This window comes from Thermaerobacillus caldiproteolyticus, assembly GCF_013761245.1.
GTDB classification, from domain to species: Bacteria; Bacillota; Bacilli; order Bacillales; family Anoxybacillaceae; genus Thermaerobacillus; species Thermaerobacillus caldiproteolyticus.
The window spans coordinates 96,008-113,083 of record NZ_JACDUT010000001.1 but is presented as its reverse complement, the minus strand read 5'-3'; the positions used below and the strand labels follow the sequence as shown (position 1 = coordinate 113,083).

Below are 17,076 nucleotides of genomic sequence, written 5' to 3'. Positions count from 1 at the left end.
CCTACAGAGGTAAAAAGGAAAACACTATTTTGCTGATGAGGGCAAAAGAAATATGTATAAAATGGTCACATAAAAAAAGAAAGATTGTTGAACAATAGTAACGCTTAATAAAGATATATCATGAGGTGATGGAATGAAAGTATGGTCTAAGTTTTTCATCTGCATATATTTGCTGTTTACGTTTCATTTACCTGTTGAGGCGCATAATAATGCTATTCCAAAACAAGCAGTAAATATCAAGCGTGCCGCAAACATAAAGGATTTAGTAAGCGGCTCAGTATTCATTGCTTATGGTTGGTTCGATACTTCACATCAGAAACGGCCGTTAGACAAATCTGTGCAAGGTGGGCAGCTCGTCAATTTTGTACAAAGCTTTCATGTCGACAAATATTTAAAGGGAAACGGCGGCAAAATCATCAACGTGTTATCGACCGGAATTGAACCCCTTCCTGCTCCTTTAAATCCTATCAACAAAGTTTATCCAGGACCGATGGCTGAGGGTCGATATGTTTGCTTTCTAAAACCTGTTTTAGGAACAGAATTTTATACCATTGTCGGGGGATGGCAAGGAGTCTACCCTGTTTACGAAGGAAAAATAATTTCCTTGGAAGGAGAAGGTTTTTCAGAGTTTAACCAGTTAACGCTCAGACAATTGGAAGCAAAAATCAAATCGTACTAATATACTGAACACAGAAAAGATAGGCGGTAAGCCTATCTTTTCACAATAGATGTAGCAATAATCAAACAGAAATAAATAAAAAGGATGACTGTATAACCTATTCATTTTCAATTTACATCATTCAGCTAAGGAATAAAAATTACTTGAAAGCCAGAGATATTCATTATAACTAAAACTGAAATTATTGATTATTTCTTTTATAGGAAGATGTTCTTTCTTCTTTTTATCTCCTCAATTGAATTAACATAATTATTTTTTTTTGTTCATTTCTTCGTAAGCCTTTTCATAATCAAATTCAACTAACGCCACGATCATTTGGTTTATATTTTCAATCATCCCCTTTATGAATTCAATTATCATCTGTTTTAAGCGTTCCATTTCCTTTTACTCCACCATCCCCAAACAGCATTTACATTTACTTTCATATCAGCCATGTTTGACACTCCTTCAAAAAATCATTTACATTCATATCATGCTCATTCATGTATGCTTTTATTGTACGAGTACCGCAAATAGTTCACGGAAAGTGAAAGTACGATACAAAATAATTGATTCTGTGCAATTAAGACTGAATTTCGTGCCATGATTGTTGGTTCGATACCAATCCAAAAGTTTAAACACGTCATATTAATTGAAACACTGCTCATCTTATTGGTATGATGAAAAAAAAGAGAGAAGGAGCGAATCATATGCAATTTAACTTTCAATTTTTTATGAATGACATCGTCGAACAAGCACGTAAAGAAATAGTTGAGGCGGGATATGAAGAATTGCGTACGCCGGAAGAGGTAGACGCAGCGCTACAGCGAAAAGGAACGACATTAGTAATGATTAACTCCGTATGCGGCTGTGCCGGTGGCATTGCCCGTCCAGCGGCGTCGCAGGCGATCCATTACGATAAGCGTCCGGATTATCTTGTCACTGTGTTTGCCGGCCAAGATAAAGAGGCAACCGCTCGAGCGCGTGAATATTTTGAAGGATATCCTCCTTCTTCGCCATCATTTGCGCTACTAAAAGACGGAAACATTTGCACGATGATTGAGCGCCATGAAATTGAAGGGCATGAGCCGATCGAAGTCATTCAAAAGCTGCAAGCGGCTTTTGACAAATATTGCGACGAAGTGTAACGAAGCCGGGTAAACCGGCTTCGTTTTTATGATTTATTATTTTCCGAAAATAAAAACATTTTATCTATAATTAAAAATTACATTGCATATTTATAAATACTCGTGTTAATATACAAAACATAGAATATATATTCAAAAAATATCTATTGCCAAGAACAAAAACTTATTTCACGATATTGTAACAATTATTTTGAATTTTCTGGTCTATGAAAGGGAGGCACGTCATGAAAAAGTGGCTATTATTACTTGTTTCTAGCATTCTATTTATTGGCTTACTTTCTGCATGCGGAACGGGGGGGAAAGAGCAAGGAAAAGAGAGCAGCGGAGAGCAAGAGAAAGTATTAAAAATGGGGACATCCGCTGATTATGCGCCGTTTGAATATATTGATACCGCTAAAGGAAATGAAGTTATTGGCTTTGACGTCGATTTGGCAAAAATGATTACGAAAGAATTAGGATACAAGTTTGAAATCGTCGATATGGACTTTACTGGTTTAATCCCGGCGTTGCAATCTGGGAAAGTAGACTTTGTATTAGCGGGGATGACACCGACGGAAGACCGGAAGAAAAACGTTGATTTCTCCGATGTGTATTATGTAGCGAGAAATATGATTGTGTCGAAAAAAGGAAGCGGTATTAAAACCGTAGAAGATTTAAAAGGAAAAACGGTTGGTGTCCAAACTGGTTCGATTCAAGAAGGGGAAGCGAATAAAATTGCTAAAACCGTCAGCATGAAAATCGAAAGCCGCAACCGCATTCCAGATTTGATTCAAGAAATTCAAGCAGGACGTTTTGACGCTGCAATTATTGAAGATACAGTAGCAAAAGGCTATTTGAAAAACAGCAGCGGCAAATTAGAAGGCCATACGATTCCAACAAGTGAACAAGAAGCCGGTTCCGCGATCGCCTTCCCGAAAGGAAGCAAGTTAAGAGACGAATTTAACAAAGTCTTACAAGAAAAAATGAAAAATGGCGAAGTGGACAAGCTCATTAAAAAATGGTTTGACCAACAGTAATGCGCTTACGTTCAAAAAGGTATTGCCTTTTTGGACGTTTTTCACTATTGATGAGGAAGGATGGGGTTTGGAGTGAACTTGAATTTCTCCCAAATCATTCCGTCAATCCCTTTTATTTTGCAAGGGGTTGGTGTAACGCTGAAAATTGTCGTATTCGCGGCGTTGCTTGGATTTGTATTCGGCGTTATTTTAGCATTGTGTAAAATTGGCAGAATTAAAGTATTAACATGGCTCGCTGATGCATATACATCCGTATTTCGCGGTACGCCACTTGTGTTGCAGTTAATGATTATCTATTTTGGTTTACCACAACTTATCGGCTTTGAAATTGAAGCGTTTCCTGCGGCGGTCATCGCCTTCGGTTTAAACTCTGCCGCTTACATTTCTGAAATTATTCGCGCTGGGATTTTAGCCGTTGATAAAGGGCAGCGAGAAGCGGCAATGGCACTTGGTGTTCCGTATAAACGCATGATGCGCGATATTATTTTGCCGCAGGCATTAAAAAATATTTTACCTGCGTTAATGAATGAATTTATTACGTTAACGAAAGAATCGGCGGTTGTCACCGTCATCGGGGCGATGGATATTATGCGCCGCGCCTATATTGTCGGTGGTCAAAAATATGCGTATTTTGAACCGCTTTTAATTGCTGGTTTGATTTATTATATTTTGGTCATCATCCTCACTCTGCTCGGCAAAGCGGTTGAAGGGAGAATGAGAAAAAGTGATTAAAGTAGTAGACCTTCATAAATCATTTGGTAAGTTAGAGGTATTAAAAGGGATTACAACAATGATCAAGCAAGGAGAAGTGGTCGCAATCATCGGTCCTTCGGGATCGGGAAAATCTACATTTTTGCGATGCCTTAATTTACTAGAAGAACCAACGAGCGGGAAAATCTGGATTGGTGATCAGGAAATTACGAATCCGAAAACGAATATTATGAAGGTGCGGCAAAATGTCGGCATGGTGTTTCAACATTTCCATTTGTTTCCGCATATGACCGTACTGGAAAATTTAACGTATGCGCCGATGAAAGTAAAGGGCATGACGAAAGTGGATGCCGAAGCAAAAGGGCTCGAGCTGCTTCAAAAGGTCGGATTAGCGGAAAAAGCGAACGAATATCCAAACCGTTTATCGGGAGGGCAAAAACAGCGCGTAGCCATTGCTCGGGCATTGGCGATGTCGCCGGACGTGATGCTGTTTGACGAACCGACGTCAGCGTTAGACCCGGAAATGGTCAAAGAAGTACTTGAGGTCATGAAATCGCTCGCTCATACAGGCATGACGATGGCGATTGTCACCCATGAAATGGGATTTGCTCGCGAGGTTGCTGATCGCGTACTATTTTTAGATGGCGGACAACTCGTCGAAGACGCGCCGCCGAGCGAATTTTTCTCTGCACCAAAAAGTAAACGGGCTCAAGAATTCCTTGAAAAGATGCTATAATAAAAAAAGATGGTCGTTTTTTGATCATCTTTTTTATTTTGAAATAGGGGATTGAGTTATGTTTAAAATTGGATATCGGACTGCAAAGACGGCTATTGGTACGGCACTTTCGATCAGTCTTGCGCAATATGTTGGGCTTCATAACTTCGTATCGGCCGGCATTATTACCCTCTTATGCATTCAAGTGACGAAAAAGAAGTCATTGCAAACCGCGTGGGCGCGTTTTGTCGCATGCATGACAGCCATGCTCTTTTCCTTCATCTTTTTCGAAGGAATTGCTTATCATCCTCTTACGATTGGATTGTTATTGCTCTTTTTTATTCCAACGACGGTACGGCTAAAAGTGACAGAAGGAATTGCCACAAGTTCTGTCATTATTCTTCATTTTTATGCCGCGAAACATTTTACATGGGAAGTGGTCATCAATGAATCATTGCTCATTATCATTGGCATCGGTGTCGCTCTGATTGTTAATATGTACATGCCAAGCGTGGAAAACCAATTAAAGGAATATCAGCGCATTATTGAGGATTTATTTCGGATTATTTTTAAAGAAATCGTCAAATACTTACGCACAAACGGGAGCAATTGGGATGGAAAAGAGTTGACATTGGCTGCGGAGATATTGCAAAAAGCGAAGCTGGCTGCACTACGAAATGTCGAGAATCATTTTTTACGAAATGAAGAAGGGTATTATCATTATTTTCGCATGAGGGAAAAGCAACTGGAAATTATTGAGCGAGTGCTGCCGCTTGTGACGTCCCTCACATATACAGTTGAGCAGCGAAAAGTAGTCGCAGATTTCATTGATAAGCTTAGTGATGCCATCCACCCGGGAAATACAGCGTATCGATTTATTCGCCAACTTCACGATATGAAAAAGCAGTTTGAGGCGCTGCCGCTGCCAAAAACGCGCGAAGAGTTTGAGGAACGAGCAGCACTGCTTTACTTGATGAAAGAGCTCGAACAATATTTAATTATTAAGAGCCAATTCGGTACAGAGGGAAGAAAAAAAAGGAAAAACAAGCTTCATGATGTTATGTATGCCGTTCACCGCTTTGCTTCACACTATAAAAAACGAAGTAAAGGGTGAAATCAGATGCGCCTGTTATTAGCCATTATGCTTATACTCTCTTCCTTTTATCCAGCTTCTGCTTCTGGATTGGCGGCCAATCAACCGTTTATTATCATCAATAAAGGGATCAATAAGCTTGCTTTTATTCAAAATGGAAAAATTGAAGCGGTATATCCAGTCGCGACCGGTGTAACATCGACATTAACACCGGAAGGATTGTTTACTGTGAAAGTGAAAGCGAAAAACCCATATTACCGAAAAAAGAGTATTCCGGGGGGCGCAACGAATAACCCGCTCGGTACGCGTTGGATTGGCCTTGATGCATACAGAACAGACGGTCGGACATACGGCATTCACGGAACGAATAACCCGCAGTCGATCGGAAAATATGTGACACAAGGGTGTGTGCGCATGTATAACCGCGATGTCGAGACATTGTTTGAAAAAGTTCCAATCAACACAAAAGTGTTGATTATTCGAAGTAATGAATCATTTTATGCCATTGCAAAACGGTATGGAGCGTTATAATTAAGAAAGGATCAAGATGCCTATCTATCGGCGACAAACGCTGGGGACTAATCGAGGGTGCCTAATTCGACTTTTGTCATGTCCTGTGACACGCTGAGTGTCCGGATATCGTGTCCTCTCTCCACTGCAGTGTAAGTCGAAGAGCCTTGAGCAGATGGCGTCTGAAGCTAGACAGTTTCGAAACGTTATACTTTATTTAACAAATAACAAAAGGGCGACTTCGCAAAAACGAAGGTCGCCCTTTTTATCAAAACCACATGCTGATGCCAGTTAAAAGCGTTGTAATTAACATCGAACCAAGCATTAAATAAACAACTAGTTTTTGTGTTTTTTTGCGGGACATCACGCTTCCTCCCTATCAACCGAATATCCCTGTTTATCATTGTACCGTTATTTATGAGGAGGGACAAGCGAAAAATTCGTCCATCATTGTAGGCGGTCAGCAGGATTTTTTGTCGAAATAGCGAAACATACATATGTTCACGATATTATACAGCAAAGGGGATAGGGTGATGGAAGTGAAAAATGTTGACCATATCGGCATTGCAGTGAAATCAATTGAGAAAGCGCTGCCATTTTATGTAGATATATTAAATTTAACATTGCTTGCCATCGAGGAAGTCGAGTCGGAAAAAGTAAAAGTCGCATTTTTAAAAATTGGCGATACAAAGTTAGAATTGCTTGAGCCGACAGCACCTGATAGCGCGGTAGCCGCTTTTATTGAAAAGCGTGGCGAAGGTATTCATCATGTGGCATTAGGCGTTGATGACATTCAAGGGCGTATTGATGAATTGAAAGAAAAAGGGATTCGCATGATTCAAGATGTGCCGAAAATCGGTGCAGGCGGTGCGCTTGTTGCGTTTATGCATCCGAAATCAACCGGCGGTGTTCTCTATGAGCTTTGTGAGAAAACGGATGCGGAGGTGCGCGAATAATGATAGACATGTATGATAAAATTAACGAGTTATATGACCGACGCCGCGAAATTGAGTTGGGCGGTGGAGATGAAAAAATCGAAAAGCAACATGCGAAGGGGAAATTAACTGCTCGCGAACGAATTGAATTGCTCGTCGATGAAGGAACGTTTGTTGAGCTGAACCCGTTTATCGAACATCGCTGTACCGATTTTGGCTTAGAGGGGAAAAAAGGGCCGGGAGATGGCGTTGTTACCGGATATGGCAAAGTCAATGGGCGGATAATCTTTTTATTTTCCCAAGATTTTACGGTGTTTGGCGGAGCGCTAGGCGAAATGCATGCCAAAAAAATTGTGAATATTATGGATTTGGCGGCGAAAACAGGAGCCCCCGTCATCGGTTTAAACGATTCGGGGGGAGCGCGCATTCAAGAAGGCGTTCTTTCGTTAGACGGATATGGCCATATTTTCTATCGAAATTCGATCTATTCCGGAGTGATTCCGCAAATTTCTGTCATTATGGGGCCGTGTGCAGGCGGAGCTGTGTATTCGCCGGCGATTACCGATTTTGTATTCATGGTCGAAAAGACGAGTCAAATGTTTATTACAGGTCCAAAAGTGATCGAAACGGTGACAGGAGAAAAAATTAGTGCAGAAGATTTAGGAGGGGCGCGAGTGCATAATACGATTAGCGGTAACGCTCACTTTTCAGGAGCGACCGAGGAAGAAGTGCTTGCCCAGGTCCGGCAGTTGTTGAGCTATTTGCCGCAAAACAATCAAGAAAAACCGCCGTTCGGTCCGATTCCTGATGGCGATGATTACCGATCGGATTTAGCGGATGTGATTCCGATCGATGCAGTGCGCCCGTATGATGTACGGAACGTCATTTTGCAAGTGGTAGATGAAGATTCGTTTATGGAAGTGCAAAAAGGTTTTGCGAAAAATATTGTCGTTGGATTTGCGCGAATCAAAGGAGAAGTGGTAGGGCTTGTTTGCAACCAGCCGAAGTTTATGGCGGGCGGCCTTGACATTGATTCATCCGATAAAGCGGCCCGGTTTATTCGTTTCTGCGACTCGTTTAACATTCCGATCATTACGTTCGAAGACGTGACCGGCTTTTTTCCAGGCGTCAAACAAGAACATGGTGGCATCATTCGCCACGGAGCGAAAATTTTATACGCGTATTCCGAAGCGACCGTGCCGAAAATAACAGTCATTTTACGGAAAGCCTATGGCGGAGCTTATGTCGCCCTCAACAGCAAGTCGATTGGTGCTGATGTCGTCTATGCATGGCCGAATGCGGAAGTTGCCGTCATGGGACCTCAAGGAGCGGCAAATATTATTTTTGCAAGTGAAATCGAAAATAGCTCAAATCCGGAAGAAACACGGGCGCAAAAAATCGAAGAATATCGCGAAAAATTTGCGAATCCATACGTCGCAGCAAAATACGGCATGGTCGATGACGTCATTGACCCGCGTGAAACAAGAATCAAGCTCATTCAAGCGTTAGAGATGCTTCGCAACAAATACGAAGAACGTCCAAAGAAAAAGCATGGAAATATTCCGTTGTAATGATTTCTTCGTCGAACAATAGAAATCGCCGTCACGGTGATCAGTGGCGACGATTTTTTCTTGGCTTGTGTTTATCTTAATAACTACAATTTCCTTATGAATGCTATTTTGAGCAAAAGACATTTTTTAATGATCATTAGATCATTATATTGGCATTTGAATTTTGTTGTCGTTCATTTTTACTCGGCATAGATTTTCCGTATTTCCAGTGATAGATATTGGCCATGAACCAAAAAGTCGTTTAAAATTCAAACCGCAAACGCGCATAACACTGTTCGATGATCCGAACGGCGTTAAAAACAGCTGTTTAATTTCTGAGTTAATCCCTCAATAATTCGGAAAACAGTAACAAAGAAATTGTTGAAATTTAACTATTCCCACTCGTTAGTAGAATAACTAACTTCATTATAGCATCTCATAACTTTTTAAATTCTGGGGTTTCCATCAACCTTTCAAAAAACTTGTTTTTAGCATTCCTATATTCATCCATACTTTTTCCTTCGTACTTCTTTTTTAATTGGTCGTATTCCACTCTATACGTATCGTTTAATAACAGAACATCGCGAAATTTCCAAAATAAATCTAACTCTGAACCAATCACTGTTAATTGAACTCCTAAAGGTGGAACTGTTAAATCATCTTTGAATGCTCTAAAATATTCAGTTTTTATACTTCCTTCATTCACAGAATATAAGGTTGACAGTTTTTGAACAGCCATCAAAAAAAGGTCTTGAGTTACACGAACTTGGATATCTAGATCGCCTTTTGTAAGGCTTTTAGGAATTGCTGTACTTCCAACGTGTTGAACATCTGCTTCTGGCAAAAGACTTTTAATCTTTGCTTTGTGTAATAAAAATGTTTTTTCTGCTTGTTCGTGGAAGTTACTTTGGTCAAAAAAATGAACCTGCTCCATGTTCCCCTCCATACAATATTATCATTGAAGAAGCCTGCCCGTTAGTACAACAAGAAAATTAAACATGAATATCTATAATAACGATTCGCGTTCCATTTTTACTTCTGTTTGTTTCAATGCAGTGTGCTCTTTATTTGGTTCCTCTTTCTACATTACTACTAAATAAAAAGGCGCTCATAAAGTTGATGTAACAAAACACTTTTTCATCTGAGATTAACTTTTACTTACACAACTTAAAACAAGCGGTATACAATTATGTTTTTCATTACAAAAAATATCTTAACAAAAATGTTACGGGAGTGCTAAGCGTTCGGTTTTGTAACTTCTAGAAGTATCTATAATGTTTCACTTAGTAAGCGCATCAGCTGCAATATATTTCTCTTTAGCCATTAGCCTCCTTATTCAATCAGACAAAAAGATAACGCTCTATTGAGATATCGCCTTCGTTAGCACAATAAAAATTTTTTGACGAAAGATAGCTAAATCCACTTTTCCATAAATATCAATTCATCCGTTTTAAAACCCATGTTTTCGTAAAACCCTTGAACTTTACAATTATTTTTCTCGATCAATAGATTTACTTTCTCACATCCGAGTTTTTTAAACCGCTTTTCAAGTTCCTTTATGATTGCCTGCCCTATATTTCGCCCTTGATATTCCGGGTCCACAGCTAAATGATTGATCCATCCTCTTCTACCATCGTAACACCCCATTACGGCGCCTATAATTCGTCCATCTTCCTCTGCGCAAAAAAATAATTCGGAATCTCTTTTTAATTTTTTCTCAAGCCCTTCAATTGTATCAGAACGCGATAAGATTAAACCCGCTCTTTTCCATAGATCGATTACCGAATCGAAATCGTCCAATGTAAAGTCACGATATTTCATAAAACATCTCCCGCTTCACTTTTTTGCGCAAATAAACAACATTTTGACAGCGATATTATAAAAATATTGTTTTTTACATGAAAGCCCCCCATGTTCTTTAAAAATCGCCTTATTATGCATAAATAGCAAATTCATTAAAATCAAGCTTTTTAGTTATTTTAATCTCGTTATAAACAATACCGAAATGGATGTTGATCATTTGATGAAACTAGTTCCTTTTATCTTTGCTTTTTTTACTCTAAATTTTCTGGTAAATAATATTTATACATTTGTAACGCATTTGTATGTTCCTTTAAAACTGCCATCGTTTTTCGGTTCGGTTTCGTATAAATGATGGGGAAATCTTTTTCATCAAACTCTTCTTGGATTGGAAATGCCAATATTTCTTTATCAATAGAAAATTCCGCCTGTACTCCTGGCTTGTTTCCGCGAGCATCTAAACGAATCCACAGATTTAATGATTGAAGAAAAACGCCATTTAATGCATGAAGGCAATAACCCTTGTCAGGGGTATCGAAGATCATGAGTCGTTGATAACAAAAACCAGTTGGGATTCCTTGGGATCGTAATAAAGCGGCTAATAGATTCGCTTTTGCATAGCAAATTCCTTCTTTATACTTAAGAACCTCAGAAGCTTTACAGGTCACTCTTGTGCTTTGTATATCCCATGAGTGTGAAATCTTATCTCTTACAAATTCAAACGCTAGTTTTACCTTTTCTATTTTTGACTGCTCGTCATGAAACAATTCATGAATTTTTTCCTGAATGAAAGGATGGGAAAAATCAACAACTTCTAGTTCTTCCAGATAGTCTGTTAAATTAGCTGACTCAGGAATTAGTTCCATTAAAATTCCTCCTTGGTAAGTATGTTTTAAATAATTATACAGAAATTTAAATAAAAATACACAAAATAACTTCGACTATGCTAATTTTTCGTTATGGCAACCGATCCTTTTTTAAAAACAATCTTTCGCAATCATTGACAAAATCGGTTATACTTTTAAGTGAGTACATAAGTGGGAGGAAAGACATAAATGATTAACGAACAACGCTTAGTGGACGAATTTTTAGAACTTGTGCAAATCGATTCGGAAACGAAATACGAGGGCGAGATTGCCAAAGTTTTGAAGCAAAAGTTCGAGGCGCTTGGCTTGCACGTCATCGAGGATGATACGACAGCGCAAACCGGTCATGGCGCTGGCAACTTAATTTGTACGTTAGAGGCGACAAAAGAAGGAGTCGATCCGATTTATTTTACTTCACACATGGATACCGTTGTACCTGGTAAAGGCGTAAAGCCTTCCATTAAAGACGGCTACATTGTGACGGATGGAACAACCATTTTAGGCGCTGATGATAAAGCGGGCTTGGCAGCGATGCTGGAAGCGATTCGCGTGTTAAAAGAGCAAAATATCGCGCACGGCACGATTCAATTTATCATTACTGTTGGCGAAGAGTCCGGTCTTGTCGGAGCGAAAGCGTTAGACCCATCTCTTATTAAAGCGAAATTCGGCTATGCGTTAGACAGCGACGGCAAAGTTGGTAATATCGTCGTTGCAGCGCCAACGCAGGCAAAAATTAAAGCTGTTATTCACGGAAAAACAGCCCATGCCGGCGTGGCACCGGAAAAAGGAGTTTCCGCAATTACGATTGCCGCTAAAGCGATTGCGCAAATGCCGCTTGGCCGTATTGATGAAGAAACAACAGCGAACATCGGTCGCTTTGAAGGCGGCACGCAAACGAACATCGTTTGCGACCGTGTCGATATTTTAGCGGAAGCTCGTTCGTTAGTTCCAGAAAAAATGGAAGCACAAGTAGCAAAAATGAAAGAAGCATTTGAAACTGTTGCCAAGGACATGGGCGGTCGTGCCGAAGTAGACGTTCAAGTGATGTATCCGGGCTTTAAGTTTGCTGACGGAGACCACGTTGTGGAAATCGCAAAACGCGCGGCTGCAAAAATTGGACGTCCATGCGAGCTTCTTCACAGCGGTGGCGGCAGCGATGCGAATGTCATTGCTGGTTTTGGCATTCCGACGGTCAACTTAGCTGTTGGGTACGAGGAAATTCATACAACAAACGAACGCATGCCAATTGAAGAACTCGTCAAAGTGGCGGAAATGGTCGTTGCGATTGTGGAAGAAGTCGCGAAATAAAAGAACGTTCATAAAGAGCATCCTGTTTTTGGATGCTCTTTTTTCTGCATAATAAGAAAATTATGTGATAGTAGACGAGGAGCAATGGAAGATGACACTAAATAAAGTGGTTGTTTGCCAAACTGCTAATGAACAATACGGCATTCCGGTTGAAAATGTGATTTCCATTGAGAAAATGAGCTGCCGCCCGTCATTCTGCAAATGCCTGATTACATGGTCGAAGTAGTGCATATTCGCGGTGAATGAGTGCCGGTTTTGGATACACTGAAAATATTGTACAATCGACCATTTCAAGAAAATGACAAAACGCGAATGATCGTTGTTATTACCGAAGATCTTTCTGCTGCCTTAATTGTCGATGATGCAAAAGAGATTATTGATATACCTTCCAAGTCGATTAAACAAGGAAATATGTTGGCTTATCGTCAAACGCCATATTTCATTGGAGTTGCCAGCCTGCCTGAGCGCTTAATTACATTAGTTGAACCGAGAGTTTAGAGAGTGTAAAAGCGATTAAAGAACACATTCAAAGCCACCGATAAAGGTGGTTTTCTTTATAGGATGATATGCAGATGAAGTTGTTAGAAAGAATATGTGAAATTAAACGAAGAACACAATGTCATTCTCGAACAAATTAGGAAAAGGGAACAGTTTATGATTAGTGACATGATTCCCAATGAAATGAGCACAATTGAACGTTGCGTAAGAGGATTAGTGAAGACCATGCAAATGATTATTGAAAAGCATTTAGGTGATTTTCAGCAATATGCAAAGCAAGTTTTGGCATGAGAACAGGAATTTAAAGAAAGTAAAAGGTATTATATGGAATATCAATGGTTTTTCTAATATGTTAATTTTTACATATAATGATTAAAAAAATTAGGACCAACTTAAATGATGTACCCTACATTACAACATCATTTAAGGAGGAATTTTGGGATGACCGTTATCAATCAAGTTCAGCAGGCATTAGCCGGTTTAAAAAGCGCTCAAGCAAGTTTTGAAACCTTTGCTTTACAGACAGAGAATCAACAAGCAAAACAAGCTTACCAGCAAGCTGCACAGCAAGCGCAACAACTTGTTGACACGGTAAATCAACGTTTACAACAAATTCAGCAAGAGGAACCACAGTATAGTCAAAGCCAGCAACAACAGCAACAACAACAAAAGCAACAGCAGTAACGAACTAATAATACCCGCCAACTTAAGTGGCGGGTATTATTAATGATCGTTATTGTTTGTTTCCTTTACCGATTGGTTAATATAAATGATACAAACAACAATGGGTAAAGGATGGGTCAAATTGTGTCAACATATGCGAACAAGAAACGCGTAATAATGCTGATGATTGATTCTTTAATGTATCCGCCTCTGGAAAAGGCAGTAAAAGAGGGATACGCTCCTGCATTCAAATTTTTTATAGAAAATGGAAAGGTTTTTCCGAACATCGTGAGCCCTTTTCCGACTATGTCTGTAACTGTAGACAGTTCGCTGCTAACGGGTACGCATGCTAATATTCATAAAATTCCTGGGTTAGTATGGTTTCATGATGCAGAAAAGCGGCTAATTAATTACGGAAGCCACATAAGAGAACTTATCAAGCTTGGCATCATCCGATCAATCAAGGACATTGTATATCATATGAACAATCATCATTTAAGCAAAGAAATTAAAACCATCCATGAAGAAATGTCTATGAGAGGAAAAGGAACTGCTTCCATTAATGCTCTCATTTATCGTGGAAATACAGAGCATTCTCTAAAATTGCCAAGGATACTGACACTTTTTACATCATTGAATCATGAGCTGAAGACAAAAGGGAGCCAGCTATTTACATACGGATCCTTTTCTAAACTCAGTCCTTTGAAACGAAATGGGTATTTCTGGCAAAGGTATGGATTTAATGATCGATTTTCTGCCCAAGAGTTAAAACACCTTATTGAAACGGATTCTCTACCTTCTTTTACCATTGTTTATTTTCCTGATATGGACAAAATCGTCCATAAAAATGGTCCGATGACTATAAAAGGAATCCGCAAAGTAGACAGGCAGCTGCAAAGCATTTTAGATTGTTATGATTCTTGGGAGGAAGCTTTAAAAGACAATTATTGGATTATAATGGGAGATAACGCTCAAGCTCCCATTGATTCTGACCGGAACAAAGCTTTAATTGATTTAAGACAATCCCTTCGTTCTTATCAAATAATGACATTAAAAGATGGGGTTAAAGATGGCGACGAAATTGTGCTTGGTGTTAATGAACGCATGGCCTTTATTTATACATTAAATCCTGAACGTGCGGCACTTCCGGATATCGCGAAAACGTTACAAAAGGATGACAGGGTTGATGTAATTGCTTGGATGGAAAAAGAATCTGTTCACGTCATATCTGGGGTTCAACAGGGAAAGATCATTTTTAAACCGAATGGAACATGGGTCGATGAATATGAACAATCGTGGGATATAGAAGGAGATGTAGGAATTTTGAATCTTACGGTAAAGAACAATAAGATTTTTTATGATGAATATCCGGATGCATTGGCCCGATTATACAGCTCACTAACTTCTCATGAAGGGAATTATCTTGTTGTAAGTGCCAAACCAGGGTTTGAATTTATCGGTGAAGGTTCCCCGACTCATGTAGGGGGAGCAAGCCACGGAGCGCTTCATAAACAAGATTCACTAGTGCCGATGATTGTAACGGGTACTGATTCGTCGCCAAAACATTTACGCATGATTGATTTAAAAGATTGGATTTTAACGCTTCTTGATTGATGTACATGGACAATACAATTACATTCGCAATTATCCATAAAATAACACCTGGATTAAAACCAGAGTGTTATTTTTAACGTAATTCCGAAAGAAGTCTCCTACTTCAAATTTGTGTTAGCCAATTAAGAGGTGAGAGTTCACCATTAAAGATGTTTCCTTTCACTGGTAAAGTAGTGTTGCTTTTAATGGCAAATGATCGGAGGAATTTAGCGTTTTTGCGATGGTTTCTGCTAAATGGCTATAGTCTAGCCTTACTCTTGGACGAAGGGATGGATAAGTTATGTCCTGCTCCTATACCAGCAAATACCAAGCATTATGAGCTATAACCACAGAAAAGAGAGGATACTTTCATATCGTCTGCAATTTTGCAAAAAGATTTTTTATCATGACGATCTTTAAGTAAGATGGCGGGAGAAATGCACTCCCTCGTTAAATCAGTTATATGACTAAAGTGAAATCATGCCGCTGCGAAAATGTCAGATGATCTTGGGATGAAAAAGGGTGAGATGCTGCTGTGCCTATTAGCTTCTCACCTTTTTGTAAAAAATTTTTTCACCAAGACAAACGAACACATCCATTATTGGTTTATTGCTTTTGCGAGGATGTAAAAAGCTATGTTGGAACGTGAAATACTTGACAAATGTTTATTGAATCGTAGTTGCTTTTTTTCCGAACGCTTCAATTTTACACAACTTCCTGCAACTTTTTATCTTACTTGACTAAATGATAAATAAGTTTTGCTGGTGCTACTGGAGACAGGTTTTTGTGGTACTCATCAAGTTTTGTAAAATAATTGGATAAATGCTCAGAATGTAGGGTGCGAATTAGCTGTTCTGAGATGTTTTCTGTTTTATTCCAATGTTGAAAATCAAAAATCATTCCCCATTCTTTTAATTGCTGAAGATTGATTTCTTCCTGGCCGGGAAGAGCATGGTAAACAAAAATTGGTATCTTTTTAAATAAGCATTCACTAACTGTAACTCCGCCTGGTTTTGTAATAATGAAATCAACTTGATTGTACAAATCGTTCATCTCTTCTCTTGAAGAGATGTAAGGAAAAGGTGTAATTTTGGGATGATTCATATTGATCAATTGTTCATATATACGTCTATTTTTACCACATAGTACGTAATAATCAATTCGGTCATCTAGTGAGATTTTTTCGATTAGTTTTGCCAAAGCCCCAGCTCCTAAGCTCCCTCCGGAGATTAAGCCACAGTACAATCGTTTGGTGTATCGATATTTATTTATGTTTTTCGTTATTTTCGGATGAATGGGAATACCAGTTACGAAAATGCGGCTTTCATGAACCCCTTTTTCCCGTAAAAATTCCTTCATATGCGGATGCCCAACAAGATGATAGTCAATCTCCTCAATTCCCCAAAGGTCATGAATAAAGTAGTCTGTATATACATTAATGACCGGTATCTTTAATTCTCCGCCTGCTTTCAACTTGCTCAGCAAATAGGAAGGAAGGGCATGAGTGCATATAATGACATTCGGATTTGTTTTGGAAATCACCTTTTTCAAATGATTAAGAAAAAGAACCTCATATTGGGGAAACTTTTTGGTTTTACCTAATTCGCGAAACACCGATTGACGGTACAATAGGCTGTATGTTTTTGGAAATTGGTCGATCCATTGTAGATAAAATTTGGAAATAAAAGATTCCACTTTTCCGAATTTCGATGATAATAATTCAATTTTTTCACATTGTATATGCGGGTCAAGCAAAAGTAACCCCTCTTTTAAGGCATCAGCAGTTTGGTGATGACCTGATGGGATTTGTAGTAATGGAAGAAAAAGAACTCTCTTCATAATGCTCACCTAAAACCTAAATATATTATATATAGTTATTTAAAAGTGTTTGTTGTTTTTGAATGGTTATACGAATGAACTAAATCCTTTTTTTTCTATTAATAAAACGGACTTTAGTGCTAAACACTTTAAATGTTGATGAAAGGAAGAAAAGGAGAAGGATGTTGTAATGG

The 17,076-nt window shown here is 39.0% G+C and carries 21 protein-coding genes; 15 read left to right on the top strand and 6 right to left on the bottom strand.

The window, feature by feature from the left end:
- Window positions 1-133 precede the first annotated feature (133 nt).
- Window positions 134-679: a hypothetical protein gene (locus HNR31_RS00615; protein WP_181554323.1), complete on the top strand. Its 546-nt coding sequence runs from the start codon at window positions 134-136 to the stop codon at window positions 677-679.
- 249 nt (window positions 680-928) lie between these two features.
- Here the strand turns inward: HNR31_RS00615 and HNR31_RS18485 are convergent, their stop codons facing one another.
- Window positions 929-1,057, bottom strand: a complete 129-nt coding sequence (locus tag HNR31_RS18485; RefSeq protein ID WP_258560982.1) for a hypothetical protein — start codon at window positions 1,055-1,057, stop codon at window positions 929-931.
- Window positions 1,058-1,368: 311 nt separating this feature from the next.
- Between HNR31_RS18485 and HNR31_RS00610 the strand changes: the two genes are divergently transcribed.
- The 6 genes from HNR31_RS00610 to HNR31_RS00585 all read left to right on the top strand — a co-directional run bounded on the left by HNR31_RS00610 (window position 1,369) and on the right by HNR31_RS00585 (window position 5,872).
- Window positions 1,369-1,806 (top strand): BrxA/BrxB family bacilliredoxin, encoded by a 438-nt coding sequence (locus tag HNR31_RS00610; RefSeq protein WP_181554322.1) that lies wholly within the window; start codon window positions 1,369-1,371, stop codon window positions 1,804-1,806.
- A gap of 224 nt (window positions 1,807-2,030) precedes the next feature.
- On the top strand, window positions 2,031-2,822 hold the full coding sequence (locus HNR31_RS00605; RefSeq protein ID WP_181554321.1) for a transporter substrate-binding domain-containing protein: 792 nt from the start codon (window positions 2,031-2,033) through the stop codon (window positions 2,820-2,822).
- A 72-nt stretch (window positions 2,823-2,894) separates the two neighbouring features.
- Window positions 2,895-3,554 (top strand): amino acid ABC transporter permease, encoded by a 660-nt coding sequence (locus tag HNR31_RS00600; protein ID WP_181554320.1) that lies wholly within the window; start codon window positions 2,895-2,897, stop codon window positions 3,552-3,554.
- A complete protein-coding gene (locus HNR31_RS00595) occupies window positions 3,547-4,269 on the top strand; it encodes an amino acid ABC transporter ATP-binding protein (RefSeq protein ID WP_181554319.1) in 723 nt (240 codons plus the stop codon). The genes HNR31_RS00600 and HNR31_RS00595 overlap by 8 nt, the downstream gene beginning before the upstream one ends.
- Window positions 4,270-4,327: 58 nt before the next feature.
- Window positions 4,328-5,362, top strand: coding sequence for an aromatic acid exporter family protein (locus HNR31_RS00590; RefSeq protein ID WP_181554318.1), 1,035 nt, complete (start codon window positions 4,328-4,330; stop codon window positions 5,360-5,362).
- A gap of 6 nt (window positions 5,363-5,368) precedes the next feature.
- Window positions 5,369-5,872, top strand: coding sequence for a L,D-transpeptidase (locus tag HNR31_RS00585; RefSeq protein WP_181554317.1), 504 nt, complete (start codon window positions 5,369-5,371; stop codon window positions 5,870-5,872).
- 247 nt (window positions 5,873-6,119) lie between these two features.
- Here the strand turns inward: HNR31_RS00585 and prli42 are convergent, their stop codons facing one another.
- Window positions 6,120-6,215 (bottom strand): stressosome-associated protein Prli42, encoded by a 96-nt coding sequence (prli42, locus tag HNR31_RS00580; RefSeq protein WP_181554316.1) that lies wholly within the window; start codon window positions 6,213-6,215, stop codon window positions 6,120-6,122.
- 169 nt (window positions 6,216-6,384) lie between these two features.
- Here prli42 and mce point away from each other — a divergent pair, with 169 nt between their 5' ends.
- Complete coding sequence (mce, locus tag HNR31_RS00575; protein ID WP_181554315.1) at window positions 6,385-6,807, top strand: methylmalonyl-CoA epimerase; 423 nt, start codon at window positions 6,385-6,387, stop codon at window positions 6,805-6,807.
- Window positions 6,807-8,357: an acyl-CoA carboxylase subunit beta gene (locus HNR31_RS00570; RefSeq protein WP_181554314.1), complete on the top strand. Its 1,551-nt coding sequence runs from the start codon at window positions 6,807-6,809 to the stop codon at window positions 8,355-8,357. Before mce ends, HNR31_RS00570 begins: the two co-directional genes overlap by 1 nt.
- Window positions 8,358-8,772: 415 nt before the next feature.
- Here the strand turns inward: HNR31_RS00570 and HNR31_RS00565 are convergent, their stop codons facing one another.
- The 3 genes from HNR31_RS00565 to HNR31_RS00555 form a co-directional block, all read right to left on the bottom strand.
- On the bottom strand, window positions 8,773-9,270 hold the full coding sequence (locus tag HNR31_RS00565; RefSeq protein ID WP_181554313.1) for a GrpB family protein: 498 nt from the start codon (window positions 9,268-9,270) through the stop codon (window positions 8,773-8,775).
- Between the two features lie 479 nt (window positions 9,271-9,749).
- Complete coding sequence (locus HNR31_RS00560; RefSeq protein ID WP_181554312.1) at window positions 9,750-10,157, bottom strand: GNAT family acetyltransferase; 408 nt, start codon at window positions 10,155-10,157, stop codon at window positions 9,750-9,752.
- A gap of 233 nt (window positions 10,158-10,390) precedes the next feature.
- A complete protein-coding gene (locus HNR31_RS00555; protein WP_181554311.1) occupies window positions 10,391-11,002 on the bottom strand; it encodes a transglutaminase-like domain-containing protein in 612 nt (203 codons plus the stop codon).
- A gap of 189 nt (window positions 11,003-11,191) precedes the next feature.
- Here HNR31_RS00555 and HNR31_RS00550 point away from each other — a divergent pair, with 189 nt between their 5' ends.
- The 6 genes from HNR31_RS00550 (at window position 11,192) to HNR31_RS00535 (ending at window position 15,085) form a co-directional block, all read left to right on the top strand.
- A complete protein-coding gene (locus HNR31_RS00550) occupies window positions 11,192-12,310 on the top strand; it encodes a tripeptidase T (protein ID WP_181554310.1) in 1,119 nt (372 codons plus the stop codon).
- A gap of 91 nt (window positions 12,311-12,401) precedes the next feature.
- Window positions 12,402-12,536, top strand: a complete 135-nt coding sequence (locus tag HNR31_RS19215; protein ID WP_374058282.1) for a hypothetical protein — start codon at window positions 12,402-12,404, stop codon at window positions 12,534-12,536.
- A 29-nt stretch (window positions 12,537-12,565) separates the two neighbouring features.
- On the top strand, window positions 12,566-12,808 hold the full coding sequence (locus HNR31_RS19210; RefSeq protein WP_373367362.1) for a chemotaxis protein CheW: 243 nt from the start codon (window positions 12,566-12,568) through the stop codon (window positions 12,806-12,808).
- A 156-nt stretch (window positions 12,809-12,964) separates the two neighbouring features.
- Entirely contained in the window at window positions 12,965-13,099 is a 135-nt protein-coding gene (locus HNR31_RS18480; RefSeq protein ID WP_258560981.1) for a hypothetical protein, read from the top strand.
- 150 nt (window positions 13,100-13,249) lie between these two features.
- On the top strand, window positions 13,250-13,492 hold the full coding sequence (locus HNR31_RS00540) for a DUF1657 domain-containing protein (protein ID WP_181554309.1): 243 nt from the start codon (window positions 13,250-13,252) through the stop codon (window positions 13,490-13,492).
- 111 nt (window positions 13,493-13,603) lie between these two features.
- Complete coding sequence (locus HNR31_RS00535) at window positions 13,604-15,085, top strand: alkaline phosphatase family protein (RefSeq protein ID WP_181554308.1); 1,482 nt, start codon at window positions 13,604-13,606, stop codon at window positions 15,083-15,085.
- 711 nt (window positions 15,086-15,796) lie between these two features.
- Here HNR31_RS00535 and HNR31_RS00530 read toward each other — a convergent pair.
- Window positions 15,797-16,903 carry an MGDG synthase family glycosyltransferase gene (locus HNR31_RS00530; protein WP_181554307.1) on the bottom strand — a complete coding sequence of 369 codons (1,107 nt, stop codon included), beginning with the start codon at window positions 16,901-16,903 and terminating at the stop codon, window positions 15,797-15,799.
- Between the last annotated feature and the right edge of the window lie 173 nt (window positions 16,904-17,076).